21 protein-coding genes are annotated in these 22,388 nt (G+C 64.7%); 7 read left to right on the forward strand and 14 right to left on the reverse strand.

Features of this window, described 5'->3' with window-relative positions; genetic code table 11:
* Window position 1 precedes the first annotated feature (1 nt).
* From JF515_RS14915 to JF515_RS14935, 5 genes are read left to right on the forward strand one after another with little or no spacing between them, the layout of a single operon-like run.
* The gene (locus JF515_RS14915; protein WP_238401090.1) at window positions 2-1,291 is read left to right on the forward strand and encodes a branched-chain amino acid ABC transporter permease; all 1,290 of its coding nucleotides are present in this window, start codon (window positions 2-4) and stop codon (window positions 1,289-1,291) included.
* Window positions 1,291-2,058: an ABC transporter ATP-binding protein gene (locus JF515_RS14920; RefSeq protein ID WP_203105248.1), complete on the forward strand. Its 768-nt coding sequence runs from the start codon at window positions 1,291-1,293 to the stop codon at window positions 2,056-2,058. Before JF515_RS14915 ends, JF515_RS14920 begins: the two co-directional genes overlap by 1 nt.
* A complete protein-coding gene (locus JF515_RS14925; RefSeq protein WP_203105249.1) occupies window positions 2,058-2,765 on the forward strand; it encodes an ABC transporter ATP-binding protein in 708 nt (235 codons plus the stop codon). The genes JF515_RS14920 and JF515_RS14925 overlap by 1 nt, the downstream gene beginning before the upstream one ends.
* Window positions 2,766-2,775: 10 nt before the next feature.
* Window positions 2,776-4,392 (forward strand): class I adenylate-forming enzyme family protein, encoded by a 1,617-nt coding sequence (locus JF515_RS14930; protein ID WP_203105250.1) that lies wholly within the window; start codon window positions 2,776-2,778, stop codon window positions 4,390-4,392.
* An 8-nt stretch (window positions 4,393-4,400) separates the two neighbouring features.
* A complete protein-coding gene (locus JF515_RS14935; RefSeq protein WP_203105251.1) occupies window positions 4,401-5,600 on the forward strand; it encodes an acyl-CoA dehydrogenase family protein in 1,200 nt (399 codons plus the stop codon).
* Between the two features lie 110 nt (window positions 5,601-5,710).
* Here JF515_RS14935 and JF515_RS14940 read toward each other — a convergent pair whose 3' ends face one another.
* The 4 genes from JF515_RS14940 to JF515_RS14955 all read right to left on the reverse strand — a co-directional run bounded on the left by JF515_RS14940 (window position 5,711) and on the right by JF515_RS14955 (window position 10,268).
* Window positions 5,711-7,030 (reverse strand): OmpP1/FadL family transporter, encoded by a 1,320-nt coding sequence (locus JF515_RS14940; protein WP_238401091.1) that lies wholly within the window; start codon window positions 7,028-7,030, stop codon window positions 5,711-5,713.
* 205 nt (window positions 7,031-7,235) lie between these two features.
* Entirely contained in the window at window positions 7,236-8,381 is a 1,146-nt protein-coding gene (locus JF515_RS14945) for an acyl-CoA dehydrogenase family protein (protein ID WP_203105252.1), read from the reverse strand.
* A gap of 74 nt (window positions 8,382-8,455) precedes the next feature.
* On the reverse strand, window positions 8,456-9,544 hold the full coding sequence (zapE, locus tag JF515_RS14950) for a cell division protein ZapE (RefSeq protein ID WP_203105385.1): 1,089 nt from the start codon (window positions 9,542-9,544) through the stop codon (window positions 8,456-8,458).
* 94 nt (window positions 9,545-9,638) lie between these two features.
* On the reverse strand, window positions 9,639-10,268 hold the full coding sequence (locus JF515_RS14955) for an alpha/beta hydrolase (protein ID WP_203105253.1): 630 nt from the start codon (window positions 10,266-10,268) through the stop codon (window positions 9,639-9,641).
* An 85-nt stretch (window positions 10,269-10,353) separates the two neighbouring features.
* Between JF515_RS14955 and JF515_RS14960 the strand changes: the two genes are divergently transcribed.
* The gene (locus JF515_RS14960) at window positions 10,354-10,869 is read left to right on the forward strand and encodes a YhcB family protein (protein WP_203105254.1); all 516 of its coding nucleotides are present in this window, start codon (window positions 10,354-10,356) and stop codon (window positions 10,867-10,869) included.
* Window positions 10,870-10,931: 62 nt separating this feature from the next.
* Here JF515_RS14960 and sat read toward each other — a convergent pair whose 3' ends face one another.
* From sat to JF515_RS14975, 3 genes are all read right to left on the reverse strand, one after another.
* Window positions 10,932-12,146, reverse strand: a complete 1,215-nt coding sequence (gene sat, locus JF515_RS14965; RefSeq protein ID WP_203105255.1) for a sulfate adenylyltransferase — start codon at window positions 12,144-12,146, stop codon at window positions 10,932-10,934.
* Between the two features lie 128 nt (window positions 12,147-12,274).
* Window positions 12,275-13,138: a diacylglycerol/lipid kinase family protein gene (locus JF515_RS14970; RefSeq protein WP_203105256.1), complete on the reverse strand. Its 864-nt coding sequence runs from the start codon at window positions 13,136-13,138 to the stop codon at window positions 12,275-12,277.
* A 47-nt stretch (window positions 13,139-13,185) separates the two neighbouring features.
* Window positions 13,186-13,944, reverse strand: a complete 759-nt coding sequence (locus JF515_RS14975; protein ID WP_203105257.1) for a Nif3-like dinuclear metal center hexameric protein — start codon at window positions 13,942-13,944, stop codon at window positions 13,186-13,188.
* A 66-nt stretch (window positions 13,945-14,010) separates the two neighbouring features.
* Between JF515_RS14975 and JF515_RS14980 the strand changes: the two genes are divergently transcribed.
* Window positions 14,011-15,123 carry a trypsin-like peptidase domain-containing protein gene (locus JF515_RS14980; RefSeq protein ID WP_203105258.1) on the forward strand — a complete coding sequence of 371 codons (1,113 nt, stop codon included), beginning with the start codon at window positions 14,011-14,013 and terminating at the stop codon, window positions 15,121-15,123.
* An 8-nt stretch (window positions 15,124-15,131) separates the two neighbouring features.
* Here JF515_RS14980 and JF515_RS14985 read toward each other — a convergent pair whose 3' ends face one another.
* The 7 genes from JF515_RS14985 to JF515_RS15015 form a co-directional block, all read right to left on the reverse strand.
* A complete protein-coding gene (locus JF515_RS14985) occupies window positions 15,132-16,736 on the reverse strand; it encodes a mucoidy inhibitor MuiA family protein (protein WP_238401092.1) in 1,605 nt (534 codons plus the stop codon).
* Between the two features lie 103 nt (window positions 16,737-16,839).
* Window positions 16,840-17,898, reverse strand: a complete 1,059-nt coding sequence (hisC, locus tag JF515_RS14990; RefSeq protein WP_203105260.1) for a histidinol-phosphate transaminase — start codon at window positions 17,896-17,898, stop codon at window positions 16,840-16,842.
* A 68-nt stretch (window positions 17,899-17,966) separates the two neighbouring features.
* Complete coding sequence (hisD, locus tag JF515_RS14995) at window positions 17,967-19,268, reverse strand: histidinol dehydrogenase (protein ID WP_203105261.1); 1,302 nt, start codon at window positions 19,266-19,268, stop codon at window positions 17,967-17,969.
* Window positions 19,265-19,918, reverse strand: a complete 654-nt coding sequence (gene hisG / locus JF515_RS15000; RefSeq protein WP_203105262.1) for an ATP phosphoribosyltransferase — start codon at window positions 19,916-19,918, stop codon at window positions 19,265-19,267. The genes hisD and hisG overlap by 4 nt, the downstream gene beginning before the upstream one ends.
* Window positions 19,919-19,936: 18 nt before the next feature.
* A complete protein-coding gene (gene murA / locus JF515_RS15005; RefSeq protein WP_203105263.1) occupies window positions 19,937-21,202 on the reverse strand; it encodes a UDP-N-acetylglucosamine 1-carboxyvinyltransferase in 1,266 nt (421 codons plus the stop codon).
* Between the two features lie 25 nt (window positions 21,203-21,227).
* Window positions 21,228-21,482, reverse strand: a complete 255-nt coding sequence (locus JF515_RS15010; protein ID WP_161383373.1) for a BolA family protein — start codon at window positions 21,480-21,482, stop codon at window positions 21,228-21,230.
* A 94-nt stretch (window positions 21,483-21,576) separates the two neighbouring features.
* Window positions 21,577-22,233: an MlaC/ttg2D family ABC transporter substrate-binding protein gene (locus JF515_RS15015; RefSeq protein WP_203105264.1), complete on the reverse strand. Its 657-nt coding sequence runs from the start codon at window positions 22,231-22,233 to the stop codon at window positions 21,577-21,579.
* Window positions 22,234-22,388 lie beyond the last annotated feature (155 nt).

Here is a 22,388-nt window from a genome sequence, read left to right on the forward strand (position 1 = left end):
CATGATGCGATACGCCCTGATTGCCATCCTCGCCCTGCTGGCCCTGCTGATCATCGCGCCGCCCCTGCTCGGCACCGGCTGGCAGTACGCTCTGATCAACGCCTTGATCGCCGCCCTGTTCGCCGCCGCCTTCAATCTTCTGGTGGGCCAGGGGGGCATGCTGTCCTTCGGCCATGCCGCCTACTTCGGCGTCGGCGCCTTCACCGTGATCCATCTGATGCAATCGGTGGAATACGGAGACTTTCCATTCCCCACCGTGTTGCTGCCGTTAGCCGGCGCCGCCGTCAGCCTGCTGTGCGGGGTACTGGCCGGCTTCTTCGCCACCATGCGTTCCGGCGTCTATTTCGCGCTGGTGACCCTGGCTCTGGCGGAATTGCTGCATTCCCTGGCACCGCACTGGGATGAGATGTTCGGCGGTGAAGCCGGGCTGTCATCCATGCGCATGCCATCCCTTGGCCTTACTTTCGGCTCCACCCTGGAGGTTTATTACCTGACGCTGGCCTGGGTAGTGATCTGTATCGGACTGCTCTACGCCTACACCCGCACGCCGTTTGGACGGCTCACCCTGGCCTTGCGGGATAACGAACAGCGCATCCGCTTCATGGGCTTCAACGCCCACGGCACCAAGATCCTGGTGTTCGGCATCTCGGCGATGTTCTCCGGCGTCGCCGGCAGCCTGATGGCGATCTCCAATGAAACCGCCAACTATAGCGTGTTCAGCACCCAGGTCTCGGCCCTGGTGGTGCTGCATACCTTCGTCGGCGGCTCCACCATCTTCTTCGGTCCGATCGTCGGCGCCTGCGTCCTTTCGCTGTTCACTTTCGTGGTCTCCGGCGTCACCCATTCTTGGATGCTTTATCAAGGCATCATCTTCGTGCTGGTGATGCTGTTCGCGCCCAAGGGCATCGGTGGCGTGATCCAGGCTCATATCGAGCAACGGCACAGCCTGCCCTGGAAGCGTCTGGCCGCCCCCTATGCGCTCGCCACGCTGGCAGGCTTGATGGTGGCCTGCGCCACGGTGTTCGTGGTGCAAAGCCTGGAGATCGTGCTGTCCCGCGAGTACGCGGCGGCGGTGGCGCGCACCGGCGAGTACGCGCCCTACACGGTGTTCGGCCTGGAATGGCGGGTCTTCCATCCGCTCACCTGGCTGTTCCCGCTGCTGTTATTGGTACCCGGTTTATACATGCTGCGCCGCGCCTTCGCCCGCATCCAAACCTTGTGGGACAACGACGAGAGCGATGACGACGGCGACATCGCCACCACGCCGGAACTGATGGAAGGAGGCCGCTGATGGATACCGAAACGCAGTCCGACGTCCTGGTCATCGACGACTTGCGGAAACACTTCGGCGGCCTGGAGATCATGCGCGGCGTGGACCTCACCATAAAACACGGAGAGCGGCATGCCCTGGTGGGCCCCAACGGCGCCGGCAAGTCAACTTTGTTCAATCTGATTTCCGGCGAACACCGCCCCAGTGGCGGGCACATTTATCTTCAGGGGCAGCGCATCAGCGGCCTGAAGCCGGAACAGATCAGCCGTCGCGGTCTTACCCGTTCCTTTCAGATCACCAATGTATTCAGCCGCATGAGCGCCTTCGAGAACATTCGCATCGGCGTCATGGCCCGGCACGGCATCCGCTTCAACCTGTACCGGCGCATCAGGCCGATGCGGGCCATCAATGAAGAGTCCCATGCCTTGCTGAGACAGGTCCGCCTGGACCATCGCGCCGACAGCCTGGCATCGGATCTCACCTACTCGGAACAACGGGCCCTGGAAATCGGCATGACCCTGGCCACCGGCGCCGAGGTCATTCTGCTGGACGAGCCCACCGCCGGCATGTCCCGGGACGAGACCGCCTACATGGTGGAGTTGATTCGCCAGGTCACCGAAGGAAAGACGCTGATGATGGTGGAACATGACATGAGTGTCGTGTTCGGCCTGTGCGATCGCATCTCGGTACTGGTTTACGGCCGTATTCTCGCCACCGGCGGCCCCGAGGAGATTCGCTCCAACCAGGAGGTACAAAGCGCGTACCTGGGCGAAGAGGAGGAACACTGATGCTTTTGGACGTTGACCAGCTGCACGCTTACTACGGCAAGAGCCACATTCTGCATGGCGTGCGTTTCACCATGCCGGAGCCGCGCATCGTGGCACTGCTGGGCCGCAACGGCGCCGGGCGCTCCACCACCTTGAAAGCGATGATGGGACTCGTGCCACCAAGCCAGGGCAAGGTCGCGCTCAACGACGAGGATCTGGCCGGCCGTCCGGCCCACCTTATCGCCCGGCGCGGGCTCGGCTATGTCCCCGAGGAACGCCAGGTTTTCCCCAATCTCACCGTGGAGGAAAACCTGATGATGGGCATCCAGACCGGCGCCGAGGGCGCCCCCCGCTGGCAAGCGGAGGATATGTACCAGTACTTCCCCCGCCTGCGCGAACGCCGAAATCAAAAAGCCGGCCATATGTCCGGCGGTGAACAGCAAATGCTCACCATCTGCCGCTCACTGCTCGGCAATCCATTGGTACTCCTGGTCGACGAACCCACCGAAGGCCTGGCGCCAATGATCGTGCAGGTGGTGATGGATGTGATTCGTGACATTCATCAACGGGGTGTCGGCGTGCTGCTGGTGGAGCAAAAAATGACCATGGCGCTGCGGGTGGCCAGCCATGTGCTGGTGATGGGTCACGGTCAGATTGTCTTCACCGGGTCCACCGAAGACATGCAGTCGCGGGACGACATTCGCCGCGACTGGCTCGAAGTGGCCTGAGGAGAACACCATGAAAAACCCGACCCACCGCTTTGACACGCATTATGAGACCCACTTCGCCAACCGTGTCATCCGCTGTTTCCGCCAGCGGCCCGACTCGGTGCAGGCGATGCTGCAATCGGCTCTGGAGCACAACCCGGAAGGTGACGCCTTTGTTTTCCAGGAACAGCATGTCAGCTATCGCGCCCTGGCACGGCAAGCGGCCCGGGCCGCCGCCACGCTGCATGGTCTGGGCGTACGCCCGGGAGACCGCGTGGCGCTGGTGCTACGTAATGGCCCGGCCTTCATGCATGCCCTGTTCGGCGCGCTCTGGCTGGGGGCCATCGCGGTGCCACTGAACGCCCGGGAACAAGGCGCCGGGCTGGCCTTGATCTTCGCCGACTGCACTCCCAAGGTGGCCATCGCCGAAGCCGATCTGGTGGAACGGCTGCACCGTGGGGGCGCCACCCAGGGGCTGGCCGCCCTGTTCGCGGCGGGAGGCGATGCCCCCGGCGCACGGCCCTTCGAAGCACTGTTCGAGGGTGCCGCCGTCGATCCGCCCATGGCCCTCCCCGACCAGGAGGACACCGCCGTTCTGCTCTACACCTCCGGCACCACCGGCCGCCCCAAAGGCGCCATGCTGACCCACCTCAATATCGCCCACACCGTGAAACTGTGGGAAAAGGCCATGGACCTGCGCTTCGCGGAGCGGTCCGTTCTGGCCGTGCCCGGCAGCCATGTGACCGGGTTGATGGGAATCATCTTCACCATGCTCCATATGGCCGGCTGCACTCTGATCATGCCGCGCTTCGACGCCGCCGAATTCAACCAGCTGGTCGCCAACGAAAACGCCACCAGCACCATCATGGTTCCAGCCATGTACAAATTGTGCCTGATGCGCGCCAACTTCGACGTTCTGGATCTGAGCAACTGGCGGGTGGGCGCTTTTGGCGGCGCCCCGATGCCGGAATCGACCATCCTCGAGTTCCAGGAGCGGCTACCGCATCTGCGGTTGATGAACGCCTACGGCGCCACCGAAACCAGCACCGCCGTCACCGCCATGTCCCCGGATCACCAGCTGGAGCACCTGGACAGTATTGGCCGGGTACTGGATTGCGTGGACATCCGCATCATGGACGAACAGGGTCAGGAGTGTCCGGCGGGCGTATCCGGTGAGTTATGGATTTCCGGGCCGGTGGTGATTCCCGGCTACTGGCGGGATTCAGAGCGCACCGCGGAGAACTTCATCGGCGGCTACTGGCGCTCCGGAGACATCGGTGACATCGGCCCCGACGGCTATGTGCGCATCTTCGACCGCAAGAAAGACATGATTATTCGTGGCGGTTACAACATCTACTGCATCGAGGTGGAAAACGCCATCGCCTATCACCCCGACGTTGCCGAGTGCGCGGTGATCGGCGTGCCCGATCCGGTACTCGGCGAAAAAATTCTGGCGGTGGTCTGCAGCCGGGAGAGCAACCTCGATGCCGACACGCTGCGCCGTTTTTGCGCCGACCGCCTGGCTGACTACAAAGTCCTCGATTTTGTTCACCTGCAAGCCGAACCGTTACCGCGCAACGCCAACGGCAAAGTGATGAAGACCACCCTGCGCGAGCGCCTCCCCCACCCTGAAACCGAACCCTGCTGAGAACCACCATGGATTTCACCTACCCGGAAAAAACCCAGAAACTCATCGCCCGACTCAATGCCTTCATGGACGAACATATCCATCCCAACGAGGCCCGCTATGAGCAGGAACTGGCCGCCGGCAACTACTGGCCGCGGGTGGTTGAGGAACTGAAGCCAAAAGCCCGCGCCGCCGGCCTGTGGAACCTGTTCCTGCCGGAGTCGGAATACGGCGCCGGCCTCACCAATTTCGAGTACGCGCCCCTGTGCGAAATCATGGGCCGGGTCATGTGGGCGCCGGAAGTATTCAACTGCTCGGCGCCGGACACCGGCAATATGGAGGTGCTGGCGCGCTATGGAACCCCGCAGCAAAGGGAACAATGGCTAACGCCCTTGCTCGACGGCGAAATCCGCTCCTGCTTCGCCATGACCGAACCGGATGTGGCCTCCTCCGACGCCACCAACATCGAGAGCGCCATCGTCCGCGACGGCGATGACTACGTGATCAACGGCCGCAAATGGTTTTCGTCCGGATCACCGGACGAACGCTGCAAGATTTTCATCTTCATGGGCAAGACCGATCCGGATAACCCCGACCGCCACAAACAGCAATCCATGATTCTGGTGCCCCGGGATACCCCGGGCATTACCGTGGTGCGCCCGTTGCCGGTCTTTGGTTTTTCCGGCACACCGGACGTGACCGGGGAGGTCCGCTTCGAGAACGTACGCGTCCCCGCCAGCAACATGCTGCTCGGCGAGGGGCGGGGCTTTGAAATCGCCCAAGGCCGCTTGGGCCCGGGCCGTATCCATCACTGCATGCGTCTGATCGGGCTGGCGGAACGGGCGCTGGAGAAAATGTGCAAACGCACCCAGGAGCGGGTTGCGTTCGGCAGGCCGGTGGCGGAGCAGACCGTAACCCTGGAACGCATCGCCGAATCCCGCATCCTCATCGACCAGACCCGGCTGCTGGTGCTCAACGCCGCCCATATGATGGACACCGTCGGCAACAAGGTGGCGCGCAAGCAAATCGCCATGATCAAGGTGGCCGCGCCGAACATGGCCGCCCGCGTTATCGACTGGGCGATCCAGGCTCACGGCGGCGGCGGTGTGACCAACGATTTCGGGCTCGCCAAAGCCTACGCCAACGCCCGTATGCTGCGCCTGGCGGACGGCCCCGACGAAGTACACCGCAACCAGATCGGAAGATTGGAACTGCGGCGACATCGTTAGCGCCTGGGTCCGCCCTTCGTCTCAACCAGGGCGGCACCACGGACGGTCAGGCACAAAAAAGGCGAACCCGGAGGTTCGCCTTTTTCGTTGGGGCTCGTGACGGGCGGCGCTTAGAAAGTGTAGTTCAGCTGCGCGCCGATCACGTTGGCGTCCAGTTCGTAGGTGCCGTCGAGCACGGCGCCACGGCTGGTTTTGTAGACGTCGGCGTCATCCACCCAGATGTGGGCGTAGGCCACATCGATGCTGAGGTTTTCGGTGGGGCGGAAGCCGGCGCCCAGGGTCGCCCAGACGCGGTCGGAGTCCGGAGAGATCGCGGAGCGGTTGTCACTGCTCTGGGTGGACTCTTCCTTGGCCAGGCCGAAGCGCAGCACGGTATCGCTGGGCAGGGTATGGCGCAGGCCGACGGAGTATCGGGTGGTGTCATCCCAGTCGAATTCCTCGATGGAGGGGTTCGGCAGGGAAGCCATGCCGCCCAGGGAGGTCTGGGTGCCGGAGTGTTCCACCACCAGACGGTCAAGGCTGCTCCAGTAGGTGTGTTCCACGCCCAGCAGGAGCTGGGTGCGGTCGGTCAGATCACCGGCGTAGGAGAGCTGCAGCACGGCGGGCAGATCCAGGCTGGTTTTGCCGGAGTACTTGCCGGCCAGGTCGGCGACCACGGTGGGGATGGCGGCGGCGGGCACGCCAGCGCCGGCGGCGGAAGCGGCCACGGCGGCGTCCTTGAAGGTGATGTCGCCGTCGATGTCGTAGCTGATCTCGGAGCGGTAGGCCACGCCGAAGTGGTTGTTGTCGTCGGGGCTGAAGGTCAGGCCGGCGTTCCAGCCGAAGGCGTCATCGTCGCCTTCCAGACGGGTGGCGGAGTTTTCGATGTCCGCTTCGATACGCTGGTAGTTCAGACCCACGCCCAGGCGCAGATTGTCGGTGACCTGAATGCCCATGGCCGGATTGACGTTGATGGTCTTCACATCGGAAGTCTGGGCATAGGGGTCGCCGGTGGTCGGGAAAAACGGAGCGCTGGGGCCGGCGTTGACGTTACCCCAATTGTCCTCGTATTCGATCTTGGTACCGAAGGGCGCGTTGATGCCGAGGCCGAAGGTGATACGGTCGTTGAACGGCATGGCCATGAAGACGCTGCCCACGAAGGGTTCGACGTCCTCGAAGTCGCCCGGACCACTGGCGCCATCGGCCTTGAAGGAGGTGTCGATCCAGACCTGGTGGGTGGCCAAGGAGAACTGGGTATCGTGCAGGCCCGCCAGGGTGGCCGGGTTGTACCACTGGTTGGTGGCGTCCTCGCTGAGTACGCCGGAACCGGCGTAGGCGGTACCCATGGCGGACACGGACTGGTAGGAAACGCCAAAACCGGAGGCGAACGCCGAGCCGGAGGCGAGGGACAGCACGGAAGTCGCGAGCAATGTGCCTCTTATTTTCATCATGTTTTTCTCCATCGTATCGAGCCGGAAGTGGCCGGACCGCTTCGTCCACGCTGGTCCGGGCACGGCAAAATGCCGGGGTATACACCGACCGGCTAAGAATAAACTCGCAAGCCGGGGCGGAGAAGGTGAGGAATGTAAAACTGGACGTTTTTCGGCCTGCAAAAGGCGACCGGCCGGTCGCCTTTTCAGGGCATCGGGGGGAGGCTCAGCCGCCGAGCAGGGCCCGGGCGATGATGGTCTTCATGATTTCGTTGGTGCCGCCATAGATACGTTGCACGCGGGCATCGGCGAACATGCGGGCGATCGGGTATTCCCACATGTAGCCGTAGCCGCCATGCAGCTGCACGCACTCGTCGATGATTTCGCACTGCAGATCGGTGACCCAGTACTTGGCGCCGGCGGCGGTGGGGATATCCAGCTCTTTCTTAAGGTGCAGTTCCAGGCAACGGTCCACGTAGGCACGGGCCACATCCAGCTTGGTACGCATCTCGGCCAGTTTGAACTGGGTGTTCTGGAAGCCGGCGATGGGCTGGCCGAAGGCCTTGCGTTCCTTAACGTAGTCCAGGGTGTGCTGGAAGGCGCTTTCCGCCATGGCCAGGCCGTTGATGGCGATGCCCAGACGCTCCTGGGGCAGCTCCTGCATAAGATAAATGAACCCCATGCCTTCCTGCCCGATCAGGTTCTCGGCGGGGACTTTGACGTCCTGGAAGAACAGCTCCGAGGTATCCTGGGCCTTCATGCCCACTTTCTTCAGATTTTTGCCTTTCTCGAAGCCTTCCATGCCCTCCTCGACGATGATCAGACTGGTGCCCTTGGCCCCCTTGGAGGGGTCGGTCTTGGCCACCACGATCACCAGATCGGCGTTCTGACCGTTGGTGATAAAGGTCTTGGAACCGTTGAGGATGTAGTGGTCTCCGTCCTTGACGGCGGTGGTCTTGACGCCCTGCAGGTCGGAGCCGGCGCCGGGTTCGCTCATGGCGATGGCGCCGATCATCTCGCCGGTGACCATCTTCGGCAGGTACTTCTGCTTGAGAGCCTCGGAGCCGTAATGTTCGATGTAGGGGGCCACGATCTCGGTGTGCAGGCCCCAGCCGATGCCGGTGAGGCCGGCCCGGGAGATTTCCTCGCTGACCACCACGCTGTACAGGAAATCGGCGCCGAGGCCGCCGTACGCCTCGCTGACCATGGGGCACAGGAAGCCCTGTTCACCGGCCTTGCGCCACAGTTCCTTGGGCACCTGGCCGCTCTGCTCCCATTGCTCGTGATGGGGCACGGCTTCGTTTTCCAGGAAGCGACGGACGGTATCGCGAAGCGCCTCGTGGTCGGAATTGAACAGCGTACGCGGGATCATGGCAGTCTCCGGGTTGTGTATAACGGGAAACAGAGTGTCTAACCCGGAGAATTCGGGGGCAATGACCAAACCGCTCAGGCCAGATGTTCGCGGGCCAGGTATTCCTGGGACTGCATCTCCAGCAAGCGCGAGCGGGTGCGCTCGAACTCGAAATCCAGCCGGCCGCCGGCGTAGAGATCCTCGATGGGGGTTTCTGCGGTGATCACCAGCTTCACGCCACGATCGTAGAACTCGTCCACCAGGTTGATGAAGCGGCGCGCCCGGTCGTCGGTGCCGGCGCCCATGCGTTCCACATTGGAGATCAACACGGTCTGGAACTCACGGGCGATCTCAATGTAGTCGTTCTGGCTGCGGGGGCCGTCGCAGACCGCAGGAAAATCAAACCAGACCACGTCGTCGGCGGATTTCACCGTGGCGATCTTGCGCCCTTCCACCAGGATGTTGCCCTGCTCCCGGTGACGACCATGCTCCGAGGCCAGCGCCGCGAAACGCTCCTCCATGAACCGGTCCGCCTCCGCGCCCAGCGGGCAGTGGAACAGTTCCGCCTGTTCCAGCAAACGCAGCCGGTAGTCCTTGCCGCCGTCCACGTTCATCACCTTGGTGTGCAGCTTGATCAACTCTATGGCGGGCAAGAACCGGGCCCGCTGCAGACCGTCCTTGTAGAGCCCGTCCGGCTCGATGTTGGAGGTGGCCACCAGGGTCACGCCCTCGTCGAACAGGGTCTGCATCAGGGTCGCCAGAATCATGGCGTCGGTGATGTCGGTGACGAAGAACTCGTCAAAGCAGAGCACCCGGTAACGGGCCGCGAATTCCCGGGCGATGCTGGTGAGCGGGTTTTTCTCACCCTGGCGCTCGCGCATCTGGCGGTGCACTTTCTGCATGAAGCGATGGAAGTGCATGCGGCGCTTGTCTTCGAACGGCAGACATTCGAAGAACACATCCATCAGGTAGGTCTTGCCGCGCCCCACCCCGCCCCACATGTACAACCCCTTCTCGGGCTTGCGCTTCTGCTTGCGCAGTTTCGCCAGCAGGCCCGCCGGTGCCCGGGCCTGGCACAGCCTGCCATGCAGGTGGTCCAGAGCGCGCACCGCTTGTTCCTGGGCGGGGTCGCGCACGAACTCGGGGCGTTTCAGGTCGGCCTGGTATTTCTCGAGAGGCGTCATGGTGTCCGACGGTGGTGAACGGCGGGTCAATGTAGCGTTCCGTAAGCGGCCTGACAACAAGGGCCCGGGTAAGCGATCCGGCGGACGGGCCGGTTCAGGGCATCCGCGACGCCGCCACTTCCTTGAGATCCACCAGCTTGCCATGGAAGAAATGCCCGCTGTCCGGAAAGCGGATCAGGTCCGGCGCCAGGACGGTGTCGCCGGCCCAGCGGAAGACCTGTTCCGCGGGCACCACCTCGTCATCCTCGCCCTGCACCACGGTGACCGGGCAGCCCACGTTCTCCAGCCCCTCGAAGTCGAAGTGATGCACCGGCGGCGCCACCAGCATCAAGGACCGGGGGGCCTGGCCATTGGCGGCCAGCACCTCGGCGCCACGGGCGGCCACGAAGCTGCCGAACGAGAACCCGGCCAGCCACAGCGGCTTGTCCGGAAATTCGCGGGTCAGCCAGTTGTGCACGGCGATCAGGTCCTCGGTTTCACCGATGCCGTCGCTGAAGGCACCCTGGCTGTTGCCAACACCGCGAAAATTAAAGCGCAGGACGGCGGCGCCGGCGTCGCGGGCGGCGCGGCTCAGGGTGGTGACCACCTTGTTGTCCATGGTGCCACCGAACAGTGGATGCGGATGGCAGACGATGGCGATAAAACGCGGCGCCTCGGTGTCGCCCTCGAGCGCGGCCTCCAGAGTGCCTTCCGGGCCCTCCAGGGCCAGGCGGTCACGGCTCATGTTTCCTCCCGATACAATTTACTCTGCGGTTCGCTTGGCGCGGCCACGGGTCTGTGCTGCAATGTGGCTGCTTGAGGAGTATGACATGGATACGCTGACAACCCACCTGCTTACCTTTCTCGCCGGGCTGATTCTGGGCGCCGGCCTGCTCTACTGGCTGATGCCCGCGCGCCGCCAGGGCAGCCAACTGATTCGCGAACGTGACGAGGCCCGCAACGCCCTCAACCACTATCGCGATCAGGTGGACCATCATTTCCTGGAAACCGCCGATCTGGTCAATGAGCTGACCCAGACCTACCGGTCCGTGCATCAGCATCTGTCCCGGGGCGCGCAGACCCTGTGTAGCGAATCCGGCCGAAAGAAAGCCGCCGCCAAGAACCTTGACGCCGCCCATGAGCCGGAGACCCCGCTGTCCCAACCGCTCGACTACGCCCCCAAGGCGCAGGGCACCCTGTCCGAGGACTTCGGTTTGCAGAAACAGGCGGACGGGCCGTTCAGCCCGGTGGAAATGGGCGTGGACACGCCGGATACGGTGGTTGAGCCGCCCCGCGATTACGCCGATGTGCGTGATGACAACGACGAAAGCGACCGCCCGCGCTGAGCGCGTCGGCGCCATAAAAAAACCCGGGCCTGGCCCGGGTTTTTTGTACGCGGCGGCGCGGATCAGCGCGCCGAGTGGCCCTTGAGTTCCACCTTCACCTTTTCGTGGTCCTGCAGGCCTTCGTAGTACTCACGCAGCACCGCCAGCACCTCCGGACGGCTGAAGTTGTCCGGCACGTCGCCGCCTTCGCTGAGCAGCTTGCGCAGCTTGGTACCGCTGACCAGAACACGGTCCTCGGCGGTGTGCGGGCAGGTGCGCATGCTGGCCATGGTGCCGCACTTGTCGCACCAGAAGGTCCAGTCGATCTTGAGCGGCTGGGTGATCAGCGCGTCGTCCGGGATTTCGTCGAAGATGTGGTGGGCGTCGAACGGGCCATAGTAATCGCCCACGCCGGCGTGGTCACGGCCCACGATCAGGTGGGAGCAGCCGTAGTTCTGACGGAACAGGGCGTGCAGCAATGCCTCGCGGGGGCCAGCGTAACGCATGTCCAGCGGATAGCCGGATTGCACCACGGTATTGTCCACGAAATAGTTGTCGATCAGCGTCTTGATCGCGGTCTGGCGCACCTCGGCGGGGATATCGCCGGGCTTCAGGTTGCCGAGCAGGGAATGCACCAGCACGCCGTCACAGATTTCGATGGCGATCTTGGCCAGGTGCTCGTGAGAGCGGTGCATGGGGTTACGGGTCTGGAAGGCGGCCACGGTTTTCCAGCCACGTTCCTCGAACATGGCCCGGGTTTCGGCCGGGGTCATGTAGATGCCCGCGTACTTCTCCGGGAAATCGCCCTGGCTGAACACCTTCACCGGCCCGGCCAGGTTCACGTCACCCTGGGCCATGACCATTTTCACGCCCGGGTGCTCCTCATCGGTGGTCTTGAACACCTGCTGGCACTCGTGGGCCTTGTCGATGGCGTACTTCTCGGTGACCGTCATGGAGCCCATGATGTCGCCGTCCTCATCCACCAGCGCCACTTCCGCGCCCTCGGCGAGACCGTCGGCGGTGGCGGCATCGGTGGAAAGGGTGATCGGGATCGGCCAGAACACGCCGTTGGCCAGGGCCATGTTATCGCACACGCTCTGCCAATCGGCCTTGCCCATGAAGCCGTCCAGGGGAGTGAAGCCGCCGATGCCGAGCATGATCAGGTCCCCGCGTTCCCGGGAACTGAGGGTAATGCGAGGCAGATCCCGGGCGGCGGCCAGCGCCTGCTCCCGCTCGGCGCCGTCCAGCAGCAGAATGTTCAGCGTATCGCTGCCGTGAGGTTTCACCAGTTGCGACATGTTCACTCCCTTAAGGTCGGATTGGCTGTTATGGCGGCGGATTATAGCGGCCAAGCCATGACACCCTCCACCGATGCTAAGAACTTTCCGTTTGGGTCTTATGCCTCGGGGCCGCGGCAGGAGCGGTTTCAGCCCCGGGGCACCATCACCGTTACCGGCTCGGGCTCCAGGCCGATCTCGGCGGGCAGCCAGCCGGCCGGATCACCGTCGGTCTGTACCGGTTCCAGGCCCGGAGCGCTGATCGTCACCCGCTCGGCGCTCAGCGAGGCCACGCCGTCCACCTGCTCCAGACGCCCGAGCGCCAGCGCCGCCAGACAACGCAGCAGGAACAGCACGCCCGGACGCTGGAACAACAGCACCTGAACACTGCGCCGGGCCAGGCTGGCCTGCCGGCTGAGCACGAAGCCCCCGCCGTAGTAACGGCCGTTGCTGATCACCGCCGAGAAACAGTCCAGGGGCCGGCCGTCCACGGTGACCCGGAAACGCACCTCGCCGTAGCGGAACAACTGACGGACCATGCTGACCAGATAAGCCAGCTTGCCGATGCGGCGCTTGGAAATCAGGTCCACCTGATCCACCACCCAGGCGTCGTAGCCCACCCCGGCCATGACCAGAAAGCGTCGGCCGTTGAGCAACGCCGGGGTGACGGTCTGCGGTCGCCCTTCCAGCACCACCCGGGCGGCGGCCTCCGGCTGGCGCGGAATGGCCAGCTCCCGGGCCAGCACATTGGCGGTGCCGAGCGGAAACAAGGCCAGCGCCACACCCGGGCGCAGGCCGTTGATGACATCGTTGATGGTACCGTCGCCGCCGGCGGCGACCACGCATTCCCCCGGGTTATCGAGCGCCCGCAGATAACGGGTGGCATCACCGGGAGCCCGGGTGTGATACAGGCGCACCCGGGCACCGCCCTGTTCCAGCGCCCGCACGAAATGACGCAGGCGTTTGGCCCTGCCGCCACCGGCGGTAGGGTTGAAAATGACAGTGATGTTCATGGAATTCCTGACCGTCGGCGCGCCGGGTCACGGCGACCGCTTCTTGACTACACCGGGTTGTCGATATCGATGAAGATGTGCTCCAGCCCGTGCTCTTTGGCGAGCCATTCGCCCACTGCCTGCACGCCGTAACGCTCCGTGGCGTGGTGGCCGCAGGCGAAATAGTGAATACCGGTCTCGCGGGCGAAATGCGTGGTGGGCTCGGAAATCTCGCCGCTGAGGTAGGCATCCACCCCCAGCGCCCGGGCCTGTTCAATAAACCCCTGGGCAGCGCCGGTGCACCAGGCCAGGGTTTCGATTTCGTCCTGGCTGTCACCGATGTGCAGGGCCTCGCGGCCGAGCACCGCCTCCACATGGGCGGCGAAATCCTCGGCGCTCATGGGCTCGTCCAGCCGCCCCACATTGCCAATCGACAACGGGTTGCCCGGCTCCAGACCACCCTCCACGTGCAGCCCCAGCCGCCGCGCCAGCTGGGCATTGTTGCCCATTTGCGGATGCGCATCCAGCGGCAAATGATAGGCAAACAGGCTGATATCGTGGCGCAGCAGGCTTTGCAGGCGCTGCTTCTTCATGCCGCGCACGCGCTGATCCTCGTTTTTCCAGAAGTAGCCGTGGTGCACGAGAATGGCATCCGCCTCCTCGACGATGGCGGCGTCGATCAGCGCCTGACAGGCGGTCACGCCGGTGACCAGCCGCCGAACCTGCTCGCGGCCTTCCACCTGCAGGCCATTGGGGCAGTAATCACGGAACCGGTGGGTCTGCAGCTCGTCATCAAGCAGGCCGAGCAGGTGATCGCGTTTCAGCATGGGCGTGTTTCCCTGTTGATCTGCTACCATTGCGCGCAGTTTACATGATTCGCGGGGGCAAACTCAGTGGTGAAACTGATCCGCTTTCTGGCATTGCCGGTGGTGGCCGGCCTGGCCGTGGGCCTGGCCGTGCTGTGGTGGTATGAACAGGGGCCCGGATCACGCCCCGACGACGGCGAGATAGCGCGCGCCGCGCCCACCGCCGACAGCTACGCCAGCGCCGTGCAGCGGGCGGCGCCGGCGGTGGTCAACGTCTACACCACCCAGATCGTCACCCGTGGCGACAGCGTCAGCGACGACCCGCTGTTCAACCGCTTCATGGAGCGGCCGCGGCGGGAGCGGGCACTGGCCAGCCTGGGTTCCGGGGTGATCGTGTCGCCGGAGGGCTATGTGCTCACCAGCTATCATGTGATCCGCGACGCCGACGAGATTCTGGTGGCCCTGCGCGATGGCCGCGATGCCCCGGCCAGGGTGGTGGGCACCGACCCGGAAACCGACCTGGCACTGCTGCAGATCGCCGTGGAAAACCCGCCGGTGATCGACCTGAACGGCCCGCAGCCGGTGAAGGTGGGTGACGTGGTGCTGGCCATCGGCAACCCCCTGGGCGTGGGCCAGACCGTGTCCATGGGCATCGTCAGCGCCACCGGCCGCACCCATCTGGGCATCGCCACCTTCGAGAACTTCATCCAGACCGACGCCGCCATCAACCGGGGCAACTCCGGCGGCGCCCTGGTGGACACACGCGGCCACCTGATCGGCATCAACACCGCCATCCTGTCCCAGGACGGCAGTTGGCAGGGCATCGGCTTCGCCACCCCCGCTTCCATCGCCCGCGAGGTGATGAGCGACCTGATCGAGCACGGCCGGGTGATCCGGGGCTTCCTCGGCGTCACCGTGCAGGACATCAACCCCACCCTGGCGGAAACCTTCGGCCTTCAGGACGTGATTGGTGGCGTGGTCACCGAGGTGGTGTCCGGCAGCCCGGCGCAGAAGGCCGGCCTGCAGGCGGAGGATGTGCTGGTCGGCATCAACGGCGAAACCATGGACGATGCCTACGAAGCGATGAACCGCATCGCCGGCACCGAACCCGGCACCACCCTGACCCTGAACGTGATGCGCAACCAGCAGCCACTGGATCTGGACGTCACCATCGGCACCCGCCCGCCGGCATCCCGCTAGGCCGCGTTTCAGCGACCGCCGGGGATGCCGGTCAGGGTCATATCGGTGGGGTAACGCAAGCGGTAGCCGTGCTCGATGTTCAACTCGCCGCCGCCTTCCACCTCGCGGTCCCAGGCCACCAGCCCCTGGATATCACGCACCCCGGAACGGTCCGGGGCCGCTCCGGTGGCCTCCACCTCGATACGTTCGTCACTGGCCACCGGCCGGCGGTCATACAGTTGCACCTCGACCGGATGCGCATAGCCGCTGGACAGCGTCACCGTGCGGCTCACCGCCAGCGTCTTCTCCTTGTTGATCAGGCCGGTTTCACCATGGCTGGCCGGTTGTTCCACCACCTTGACCCGCAGCCGAGGATCGTCGCCGAAACTCATCCGCACCCGCTCACCGATCTGGATCGCCGCGGTGCGCCGGTAGCGGGTCAGCCGCTGCCCGTCCCGGGACAATGACACCTCGCCACCGAGCCAGGGCACGCCGCCATCATTACGCCATTCCCCCACCAGCAGCACCGCCGGTTGTTGCCACAGGTAGCTCTCGCGGGTCAGCGTCACCGGCAGTGTCGCCCGCCGGTAGGTCACCCGGGCGCTGGACCCGTCGCTGGCCAGGGTCAACGGCGTATCCAACGGCACCCGCATGTCCACTCCATGCGCCACCGGCATGGGCGCCGGCGCCGATACCGCTTTGCGCGGCGCCGCGTCCAGCAGTTCCATGGCCGGCTCGGCGCTGAAGTTCCTGCTGGCCAGGCCGCCCTGCCCGGCCTCGGCCAGACCGACGATCCACGGCGAAGGCTCGGGCACCGCCCGGTAGCCGGCGGGCAGCAGACCCAAGGTGGCGCGCACGTCGCGCCAGTCCTCGCCGGTGCGGTTTTCGATTTCGGCCACCGCCGCCAGGGCCACCTGCCGTTCGTCACTGTGCAGATTCACCTGCAGGCGATTGCCCCAACCGGCCGAGCCGGTGAAATAGTGCAAGGTGACGTGGGCGGTGGTGGCCGCCGGCGCGTTCACATCCAGCACCAGCTCCCGGCGCGCCTGCTGAGCCTGTCCCAGTTGAGCACGCTGATCCTGCAAGGCCCGCAATTCCCGCTCCATGTCCGGGCGCCGGGCGGCACGTTCATTGATCGCCGTCTGCCGTGCCGTCACCGCGTCCCCCAGCTGCTTCCAGGCCCGCGACCACTGATCCACCGGCACCTCGGAGAACAACGCCTGGCCCTGGGGCGCCTGCCCGAACAACGACTGCAACCGCTCGATCTGCTGCCGATCCAGCGCGTCGGCGGCGTCCGCCTCGGACAGACGCCGCTGCAACGCAGCGATTTCATCGTCCAGCGCCTGCCGGCGCCGGGACACGTCCTCCGCTTCACTGGCGCGGCGCTCGCGCACGCCCTCCAGGGTCGCCCCCTCCACCTCGACGCGCAGGTTGTCCAGGTCCAGCTCTGGCAGATCGCCGATCACGAATTGATGGTCGCCGGCGGGCAGGTCCCGGGCCACCGAACGGGACACCTCCGCCTGGGACGGAAACAGAACCACCTCGGTGACGGGCGGGGAAACCGGATAGGTGGCGGCCAAGGCCTGGGCGGAGGGCCCGAGCAGGGCCAGGATCAGAGCGCGGGGCAGGCTCATGGTTCTCATCCTGAGTCACGTTGTTGATAGCCGAGATTAGAATAAGCCCGCCACCGCGACCACCGACCAGGCAGCACTCCGGGAGGCAAGGGGGCAGCGCCGCCTAGAGGAACTGTTGCAGGGCTTCCAGCAACGCCCGGTTCTGGTCCGGGCGGCCGACGGTAATACGCAGGTAGTCCTGAATGCGCTCCGGCTTGCCGAAATGGCGCACGATGATGCCCTGCTCTCGCAGAGCCCCGGCCAGCTTGGCGCCGGCATGTCCGGGATGGCGGCAGAACAGGAAGTTGGCCGCCGAGGGCAGCACTTCGAAACCGAGGCCATCCAGGGCGCGACGCAGGGTTTCCCGTTCCTCGATCACCAGTTCCCGGCCGCGCTGGAACCAGTCTTCATCCTCGAAGGCGGCCTTCCCGGCGGCAATGGCCAGCCGGTCCAGCGGATAAGAGTTGAAACTGTTCTTGATGCGCTCCAGGCCTTCGATCAGGGCGACGTCCCCCACCGCGAAGCCGATGCGCGCGCCGGCAAGGGCACGGGATTTGGAGAGCGTCTGGGTGACCAGAAGATTGGGGTAGCGGTTCACCAGGGCGATGGCGGTGTCGCCGCCGAAGTCCACGTAAGCCTCGTCCACCACCACCACGGAATCCGGATTGGCGTTCAGAATGGACTCAATGGCATCCAGCGGCAGCAGCCGGCCGGTGGGGGCGTTGGGGTTGGGGAAAATGATGCCGCCGTTAGGCGCCGAATAGTCCGCCGGATCAATGGCCAGGTCGTCATCCAGGGACACCGGCCGGTAGTCGATGTCGTAGAGTCCGCAGTAGACCTTGTAGAAGCTGTAGGTGATGTCCGGGAACAGCAGCGGCCGGTCCTGTTTGAACAGGCCAAAGAAGATGTGCGCCAGCACTTCGTCGGAGCCGTTGCCGACGAACACCTGGTCGGTGTCCACGCCGTAATAGGTGGCGATGGCGTCCTTCAGTTCGGTGGCGTCCGGGTCCGGGTACAGACGCAGCCGCTCATCGGCGGCGGCGCGAATCGCCTCGATCACCTTCGGGGACGGCGCCAGCGGATGTTCATTGGTGTTGAGCTTGACCAGCCGGGCCATCTTCGGCTGTTCGCCGGGCACATAGGGTTCCAGGTCGCGGACGAACGGGCTCCAGAATTTGCTCATAGGTTCTCTCGCTTGCACGCTTGCACGCACCACGCCAACACGCGTGCAAGCGTGGTGCGTGCTGCGTGTCAGCGTTGTTTAATCCTCAGTTCCGCGCTGCGGGCATGGGCGGTAAGGCGTTCGCCCCGGGCCAGCACCGACGCCACCCCGGCCAGGGCGCTGGCGCCTTCCGGGGAGCAGCCGATCAGTGAGCTGCGCTTCTGGAAATCATAGACACCCAGCGGCGAGGAGAAACGCGCCGTGGCGCTGGTGGGCAGCACATGGTTGGGCCCGGCGCAGTAATCGCCCAGCGCCTCCGGCGTGTGCCGGCCCAGAAAGATGGCGCCGGCGTGGCGCACTTTTTTCGCCCAGCGACCGGCGTCGTCCATGGACAACTCCAGGTGCTCCGGGCTGATCCGGTTAACCACCTCGAAGGCGTCGTCCAGGTCCCGGGCCTGGATCAGCGCCCCCCGGTTGGCCATGGAGGTGCGAATGATGGCCTCGCGCTCCAGAGTCGGGGCCAGGCGCTCCATGGCCTCGGCCACCCGCTCCAGGAAATCGGCATCCGGGCTGACCAGAATCGCCTGGGCTTCCTCGTCATGCTCCGCCTGGGAAAACAGGTCCATGGCGATCCACTCCGGATCGGTGTGGCCGTCGCACACCACCAGTATCTCGGAAGGCCCGGCAATCATGTCGATGCCCACCTTGCCGAACACCTGACGCTTGGCCTCGGCCACATAGATGTTGCCCGGACCGACAATCTTGTCCACCGCCGGAATCGATTCGGTGCCAAAGGCGAGGGCCGCCACCGCCTGGGCGCCGCCCACGGTGAAGAAGCGCTCGACGCCGGCCACGGCGGCGGCGGCCAGCACCATGTCGTCCAGTTCGCCATCCGGCGCCGGGCTGACCATGACGATTTCGCCAACCCCGGCCACGTGGGCGGGCAGCGCGTTCATCAGCACCGAGCTGGGGTAGGCGGCCTTGCCGCCGGGCACGTAGATGCCGGCCCGGTCCAGGGCGGTGACCTGCTGGCCCAGCAGGGTGCCATCGGCATCCCGGTAGCTCCAGGACTCCTGCTTCTGACGCTCGTGGTAGTCGCGCACCCGCTCGGCGGCGGCTTCCAGGGCCTGGCGTTGCTCGGCGGGCAGACGCGCCAGTGCCGCCTCCAGTTCGTCGCGCTCCACGGTCAGATCGGCCATGGAACCTGCCTGGCGGCGATCAAAGCGGTTGGTGTATTCCACCACGGCGGCGTCGCCACGTTTGGCCACGTCGCGGAGGATGGCGCGCACTCGCTCGCCCACCTCTTCGTCACGCTCTTCGCTCCAGGCGGTGAGCGCGCTCAGGCGTTCGCTGAAATCACTGTCACGGGTGTCGAGGCGGGTCGTTTTCATGCCGGGGTCCGTCGTTTCGCTACCGCTTGTTCCAGTTTATCCAGAATACCCTGAATGTCCGCGTGACGAGTCTTCATGCTGGCCCGGTTGACCACCACCCGGGACGAAATATCGTCGGCGATGGTCTCGGTGGGCTCCAGGCCATTGGCGCGCAGGGTGTTGCCGGTGTCGACGATGTCCACGATGCGGTCCGCCAGGCCCACCAGGGGCGCCAGTTCCATGGCCCCGTACAGCTTGATGATCTCGGCCTGCTTGCCCTGGCGGGCGAAGTAGGAGCGCGCCACGTTGACGAACTTGGTGGCCACCCGCACCCGGCCACTTACCGGCGGCGCATCCTTGAGCGCGGCCACCATCAGCTTGCAGCGGGCGATTTCCAGATCCAGGGGCTCGAACAGGCCCTCGGCGCCGTGCTCCATGAGCACGTCCTTGCCGGCCACGCCCAGGTCGGCGCCACCGTGCTGCACATAGGGCGGCACGTCGGTGGCGCGGATCACGATGATGCGTACATCGTCCCGGGTGGTGTCGAAGATCAGCTTGCGGGAGGCGGACGGGTCCTCCAGCAGCTCGATGCCCGCCTCCTTGAGCAGAGGCAGCGTGTCCTTGAGGATGCGCCCCTTGGAGAGGGCGATGGTCAGGGGTGTGGTAGCCATGTTCAGGGGTTCGCGCTCTTATCGGCCCGGCACGCGACGGATGGTCGCGCCCAGGGATTGCAGTTTTTCCTCGATGCACTCGTAACCACGGTCAATGTGGTAGATGCGGTCCACGGTGGTGTCGCCCTCGGCCGCCAGGCCAGCGATCACCAGGGACGCCGAGGCGCGCAGGTCAGTGGCCATCACCGGCGCGCCGGTAAGGCTTTCCACGCCACGGCAGATGGCGGTGTTGCCCTGCACCTCGATGTCGGCGCCCATGCGGTTCATTTCCTGCACGTGCATGAAGCGGTTCTCGAACACCGTCTCGACGATGGTGCCGGTGCCCTCGGCGATGATATTGAGCGCCATGAACTGGGCCTGCATGTCAGTGGGCATGGCCGGATACGGCGCGGTGCGCAAGCTCACCGCCTTGGGCCGGCGGCCTTCCATGTCCAGGCTGATCCAGTTGTCGCCGGTCTCGATGCGGGCGCCGGCTTCCTCCAGTTTCTGAAGCACCGCGTCCAGCAGGCTCGGATCGGTGTCCTTGCATTTGATGCGCCCGCCGGTGATGGCCGCGGCGATCAGATAGGTACCGGTCTCGATGCGGTCGGAGATCACGTCGTGGTGGCAGCCGCCCAGCTTGGGCACGCCTTCCACGATGATGGTGTCCTTACCGGCATCACGCACCTTGCCGCCCATGGCATTGATGAAGTTGGCCAGATCCACCACTTCCGGTTCCCGGGCGGCGTTCTCCAGGATGGTGGTGCCATCGGCCAGGGCGGCGGCCATCAGCAGGTTCTCGGTGCCGGTTACTGTGACCGTGTCCATGACAATGCGAGCGCCCTTGAGGCGACCGTCCACGCTGGCGTGCACATAGCCGTTGGTCACCTCGATGTCGGCGCCCATGGCCTCCAGGCCGCGCAGGTGGATATCCACCGGTCGCGAGCCGATGGCACAGCCACCGGGCAGCGACACCGAGGCACGACCGAAGTGGGCCAGCAACGGCCCCAGCACCAGAATCGAAGCGCGCATGGTCTTCACCAGCTCATAGGGCGCGGTGAGGTCCTCGATGCAGGTCGGGTCCACCTCCACGTTGAGGCGGTCGTCGATCACCACGTGCACGCCCATGCGGCCGAGCAACTCGATCAGGGTGGTCACGTCCTGCAAGTGCGGCAGGTTGCCCACCGTCACCGGCTCGCCCGCCAGCAAGGTGGCGGCCAGAATCGGCAACGACGAGTTCTTGGAACCGGAAATGCGGATTTCGCCGTCCAGGCGTTTGCCACCGGTGATGATCAGTTTGTCCATGGAACGCTCTCTCAGGGCCTGGCGGTCAGGCGATGCCCATCTTCTGGGCCTTGTCCCACTCGGCGCGGGTGAAGGTTTTGAGGGACACGGCGTGAATGCTGTTGTCCTTGAGGTGATCGTCGATGCAGGCGTAGATCAACTGCTGCCGCTTGACCGGCAGCAGGCCTTCGAAGGCATCGGATATCACGCGGATCAGGAAGCGGTCGCCCTCCCCTTCCACGGCCACGTCGGCGCCATCGAAGCCGGCTTCCACCAGCGCCTTCACGTCTTCCGGGTTCATGGTCGCTCCTTACAATACTGAACGGCGAATGATACGCGAGGGCCGGCGGGCTTGTCATGCGGGGCCGACGGTGGCCGGCCCCGGGAACGGGGCGTTACTGGCCGCCTTGGGGAGCGCCTTCCACGTTCACTTTTTCTTCCACGTCGGCGTTTTCCGCCGACCAGTTGTCGATGGCCTGGTCCATGTCGCCGTACTGCTGCATGGACTGGGCGAACTGCGCCTGATAGACGGCGCGCAGATCCAGCCCGTTGACGAACACATTGATCACTTTCCAGTCATCACCACTCTGGAACAGCGTGAAGTAGACCGGGATCACCTTGCCGTCCTTGGTGGTGCCCTGCACGCGCACCCGAGCATAATTACCCTTGCGGTCTTCCTCGCGCAGCGGCAACACCTCGATCTTCTGCCCCTGGTACATGGTCACCCCGGAGGCATAGGTGTTGATCAGGCTGTTCTTGAACACGTCCAGGAAGCGGTATTTCTGTTCGCGGCTGGCGTCGTTGAAATAATCGCCCATCACCATCCGGGTGATGCGCTTGAAATCCACCAGTGGCACCAGTTCTTCACGCACCAGTTCACGGGCGTACTCCGGCTCCTGATTCAAGCGCTGGCGATTTTCGTCGATCAAGGTGGTCATGCGCTCCACCGTGTCCTGCACCAGCTCGCGGGGGTCCTGGGCCGCCTGCGCCAGGCCGGCCAGGCCCAGCAGACACAGCGCCAGAACGGCCGCGAAGCGTTGTTTCAAGGTCATACGTCACTCCCTGTCGTTGTCGTGGGCTCCGGTTGTACGGTTTTCGCGCCGGAGTGTCCAGGCGTTTACCGTTGGAGTGCGGTAGCCGTGGCCGGGTTCCGTTCGCGGTGATCGCGGCATGGGCGGGCATTCAACTTCGCGGGAGCGGTTTCGGC

The sequence above is a fragment of the Alloalcanivorax marinus genome, from assembly GCF_016785095.1.
Classification (GTDB): domain Bacteria; phylum Pseudomonadota; class Gammaproteobacteria; order Pseudomonadales; family Alcanivoracaceae; genus Alloalcanivorax; species Alloalcanivorax marinus_A.

What these genes read in the sequence shown, in the direction of transcription:
- JF515_RS14915 (WP_238401090.1), top strand. Translation starts at nt 2, where the DNA reads ATGATGCGATACGCCCTGATTGCCATCCTCGCCCTGCTGGCCCTGCTG.
- JF515_RS14920 (WP_203105248.1), top strand. Translation starts at nt 1,291, where the DNA reads ATGGATACCGAAACGCAGTCCGACGTCCTGGTCATCGACGACTTGCGG.
- JF515_RS14925 (WP_203105249.1), top strand. Translation starts at nt 2,058, where the DNA reads ATGCTTTTGGACGTTGACCAGCTGCACGCTTACTACGGCAAGAGCCAC.
- JF515_RS14930 (WP_203105250.1), top strand. Translation starts at nt 2,776, where the DNA reads ATGAAAAACCCGACCCACCGCTTTGACACGCATTATGAGACCCACTTC.
- JF515_RS14935 (WP_203105251.1), top strand. Translation starts at nt 4,401, where the DNA reads ATGGATTTCACCTACCCGGAAAAAACCCAGAAACTCATCGCCCGACTC.
- JF515_RS14940 (WP_238401091.1), bottom strand. Translation starts at nt 7,030, where the DNA reads ATGATGAAAATAAGAGGCACATTGCTCGCGACTTCCGTGCTGTCCCTC.
- JF515_RS14945 (WP_203105252.1), bottom strand. Translation starts at nt 8,381, where the DNA reads ATGATCCCGCGTACGCTGTTCAATTCCGACCACGAGGCGCTTCGCGAT.
- zapE (WP_203105385.1), bottom strand. Translation starts at nt 9,544, where the DNA reads ATGACGCCTCTCGAGAAATACCAGGCCGACCTGAAACGCCCCGAGTTC.
- JF515_RS14955 (WP_203105253.1), bottom strand. Translation starts at nt 10,268, where the DNA reads ATGAGCCGTGACCGCCTGGCCCTGGAGGGCCCGGAAGGCACTCTGGAG.
- JF515_RS14960 (WP_203105254.1), top strand. Translation starts at nt 10,354, where the DNA reads ATGGATACGCTGACAACCCACCTGCTTACCTTTCTCGCCGGGCTGATT.
- sat (WP_203105255.1), bottom strand. Translation starts at nt 12,146, where the DNA reads ATGTCGCAACTGGTGAAACCTCACGGCAGCGATACGCTGAACATTCTG.
- JF515_RS14970 (WP_203105256.1), bottom strand. Translation starts at nt 13,138, where the DNA reads ATGAACATCACTGTCATTTTCAACCCTACCGCCGGTGGCGGCAGGGCC.
- JF515_RS14975 (WP_203105257.1), bottom strand. Translation starts at nt 13,944, where the DNA reads ATGCTGAAACGCGATCACCTGCTCGGCCTGCTTGATGACGAGCTGCAG.
- JF515_RS14985 (WP_238401092.1), bottom strand. Translation starts at nt 16,736, where the DNA reads ATGAGCCTGCCCCGCGCTCTGATCCTGGCCCTGCTCGGGCCCTCCGCC.
- hisC (WP_203105260.1), bottom strand. Translation starts at nt 17,898, where the DNA reads ATGAGCAAATTCTGGAGCCCGTTCGTCCGCGACCTGGAACCCTATGTG.
- hisD (WP_203105261.1), bottom strand. Translation starts at nt 19,268, where the DNA reads ATGAAAACGACCCGCCTCGACACCCGTGACAGTGATTTCAGCGAACGC.
- hisG (WP_203105262.1), bottom strand. Translation starts at nt 19,918, where the DNA reads ATGGCTACCACACCCCTGACCATCGCCCTCTCCAAGGGGCGCATCCTC.
- murA (WP_203105263.1), bottom strand. Translation starts at nt 21,202, where the DNA reads ATGGACAAACTGATCATCACCGGTGGCAAACGCCTGGACGGCGAAATC.
- JF515_RS15010 (WP_161383373.1), bottom strand. Translation starts at nt 21,482, where the DNA reads ATGAACCCGGAAGACGTGAAGGCGCTGGTGGAAGCCGGCTTCGATGGC.
- JF515_RS15015 (WP_203105264.1), bottom strand. Translation starts at nt 22,233, where the DNA reads ATGACCTTGAAACAACGCTTCGCGGCCGTTCTGGCGCTGTGTCTGCTG.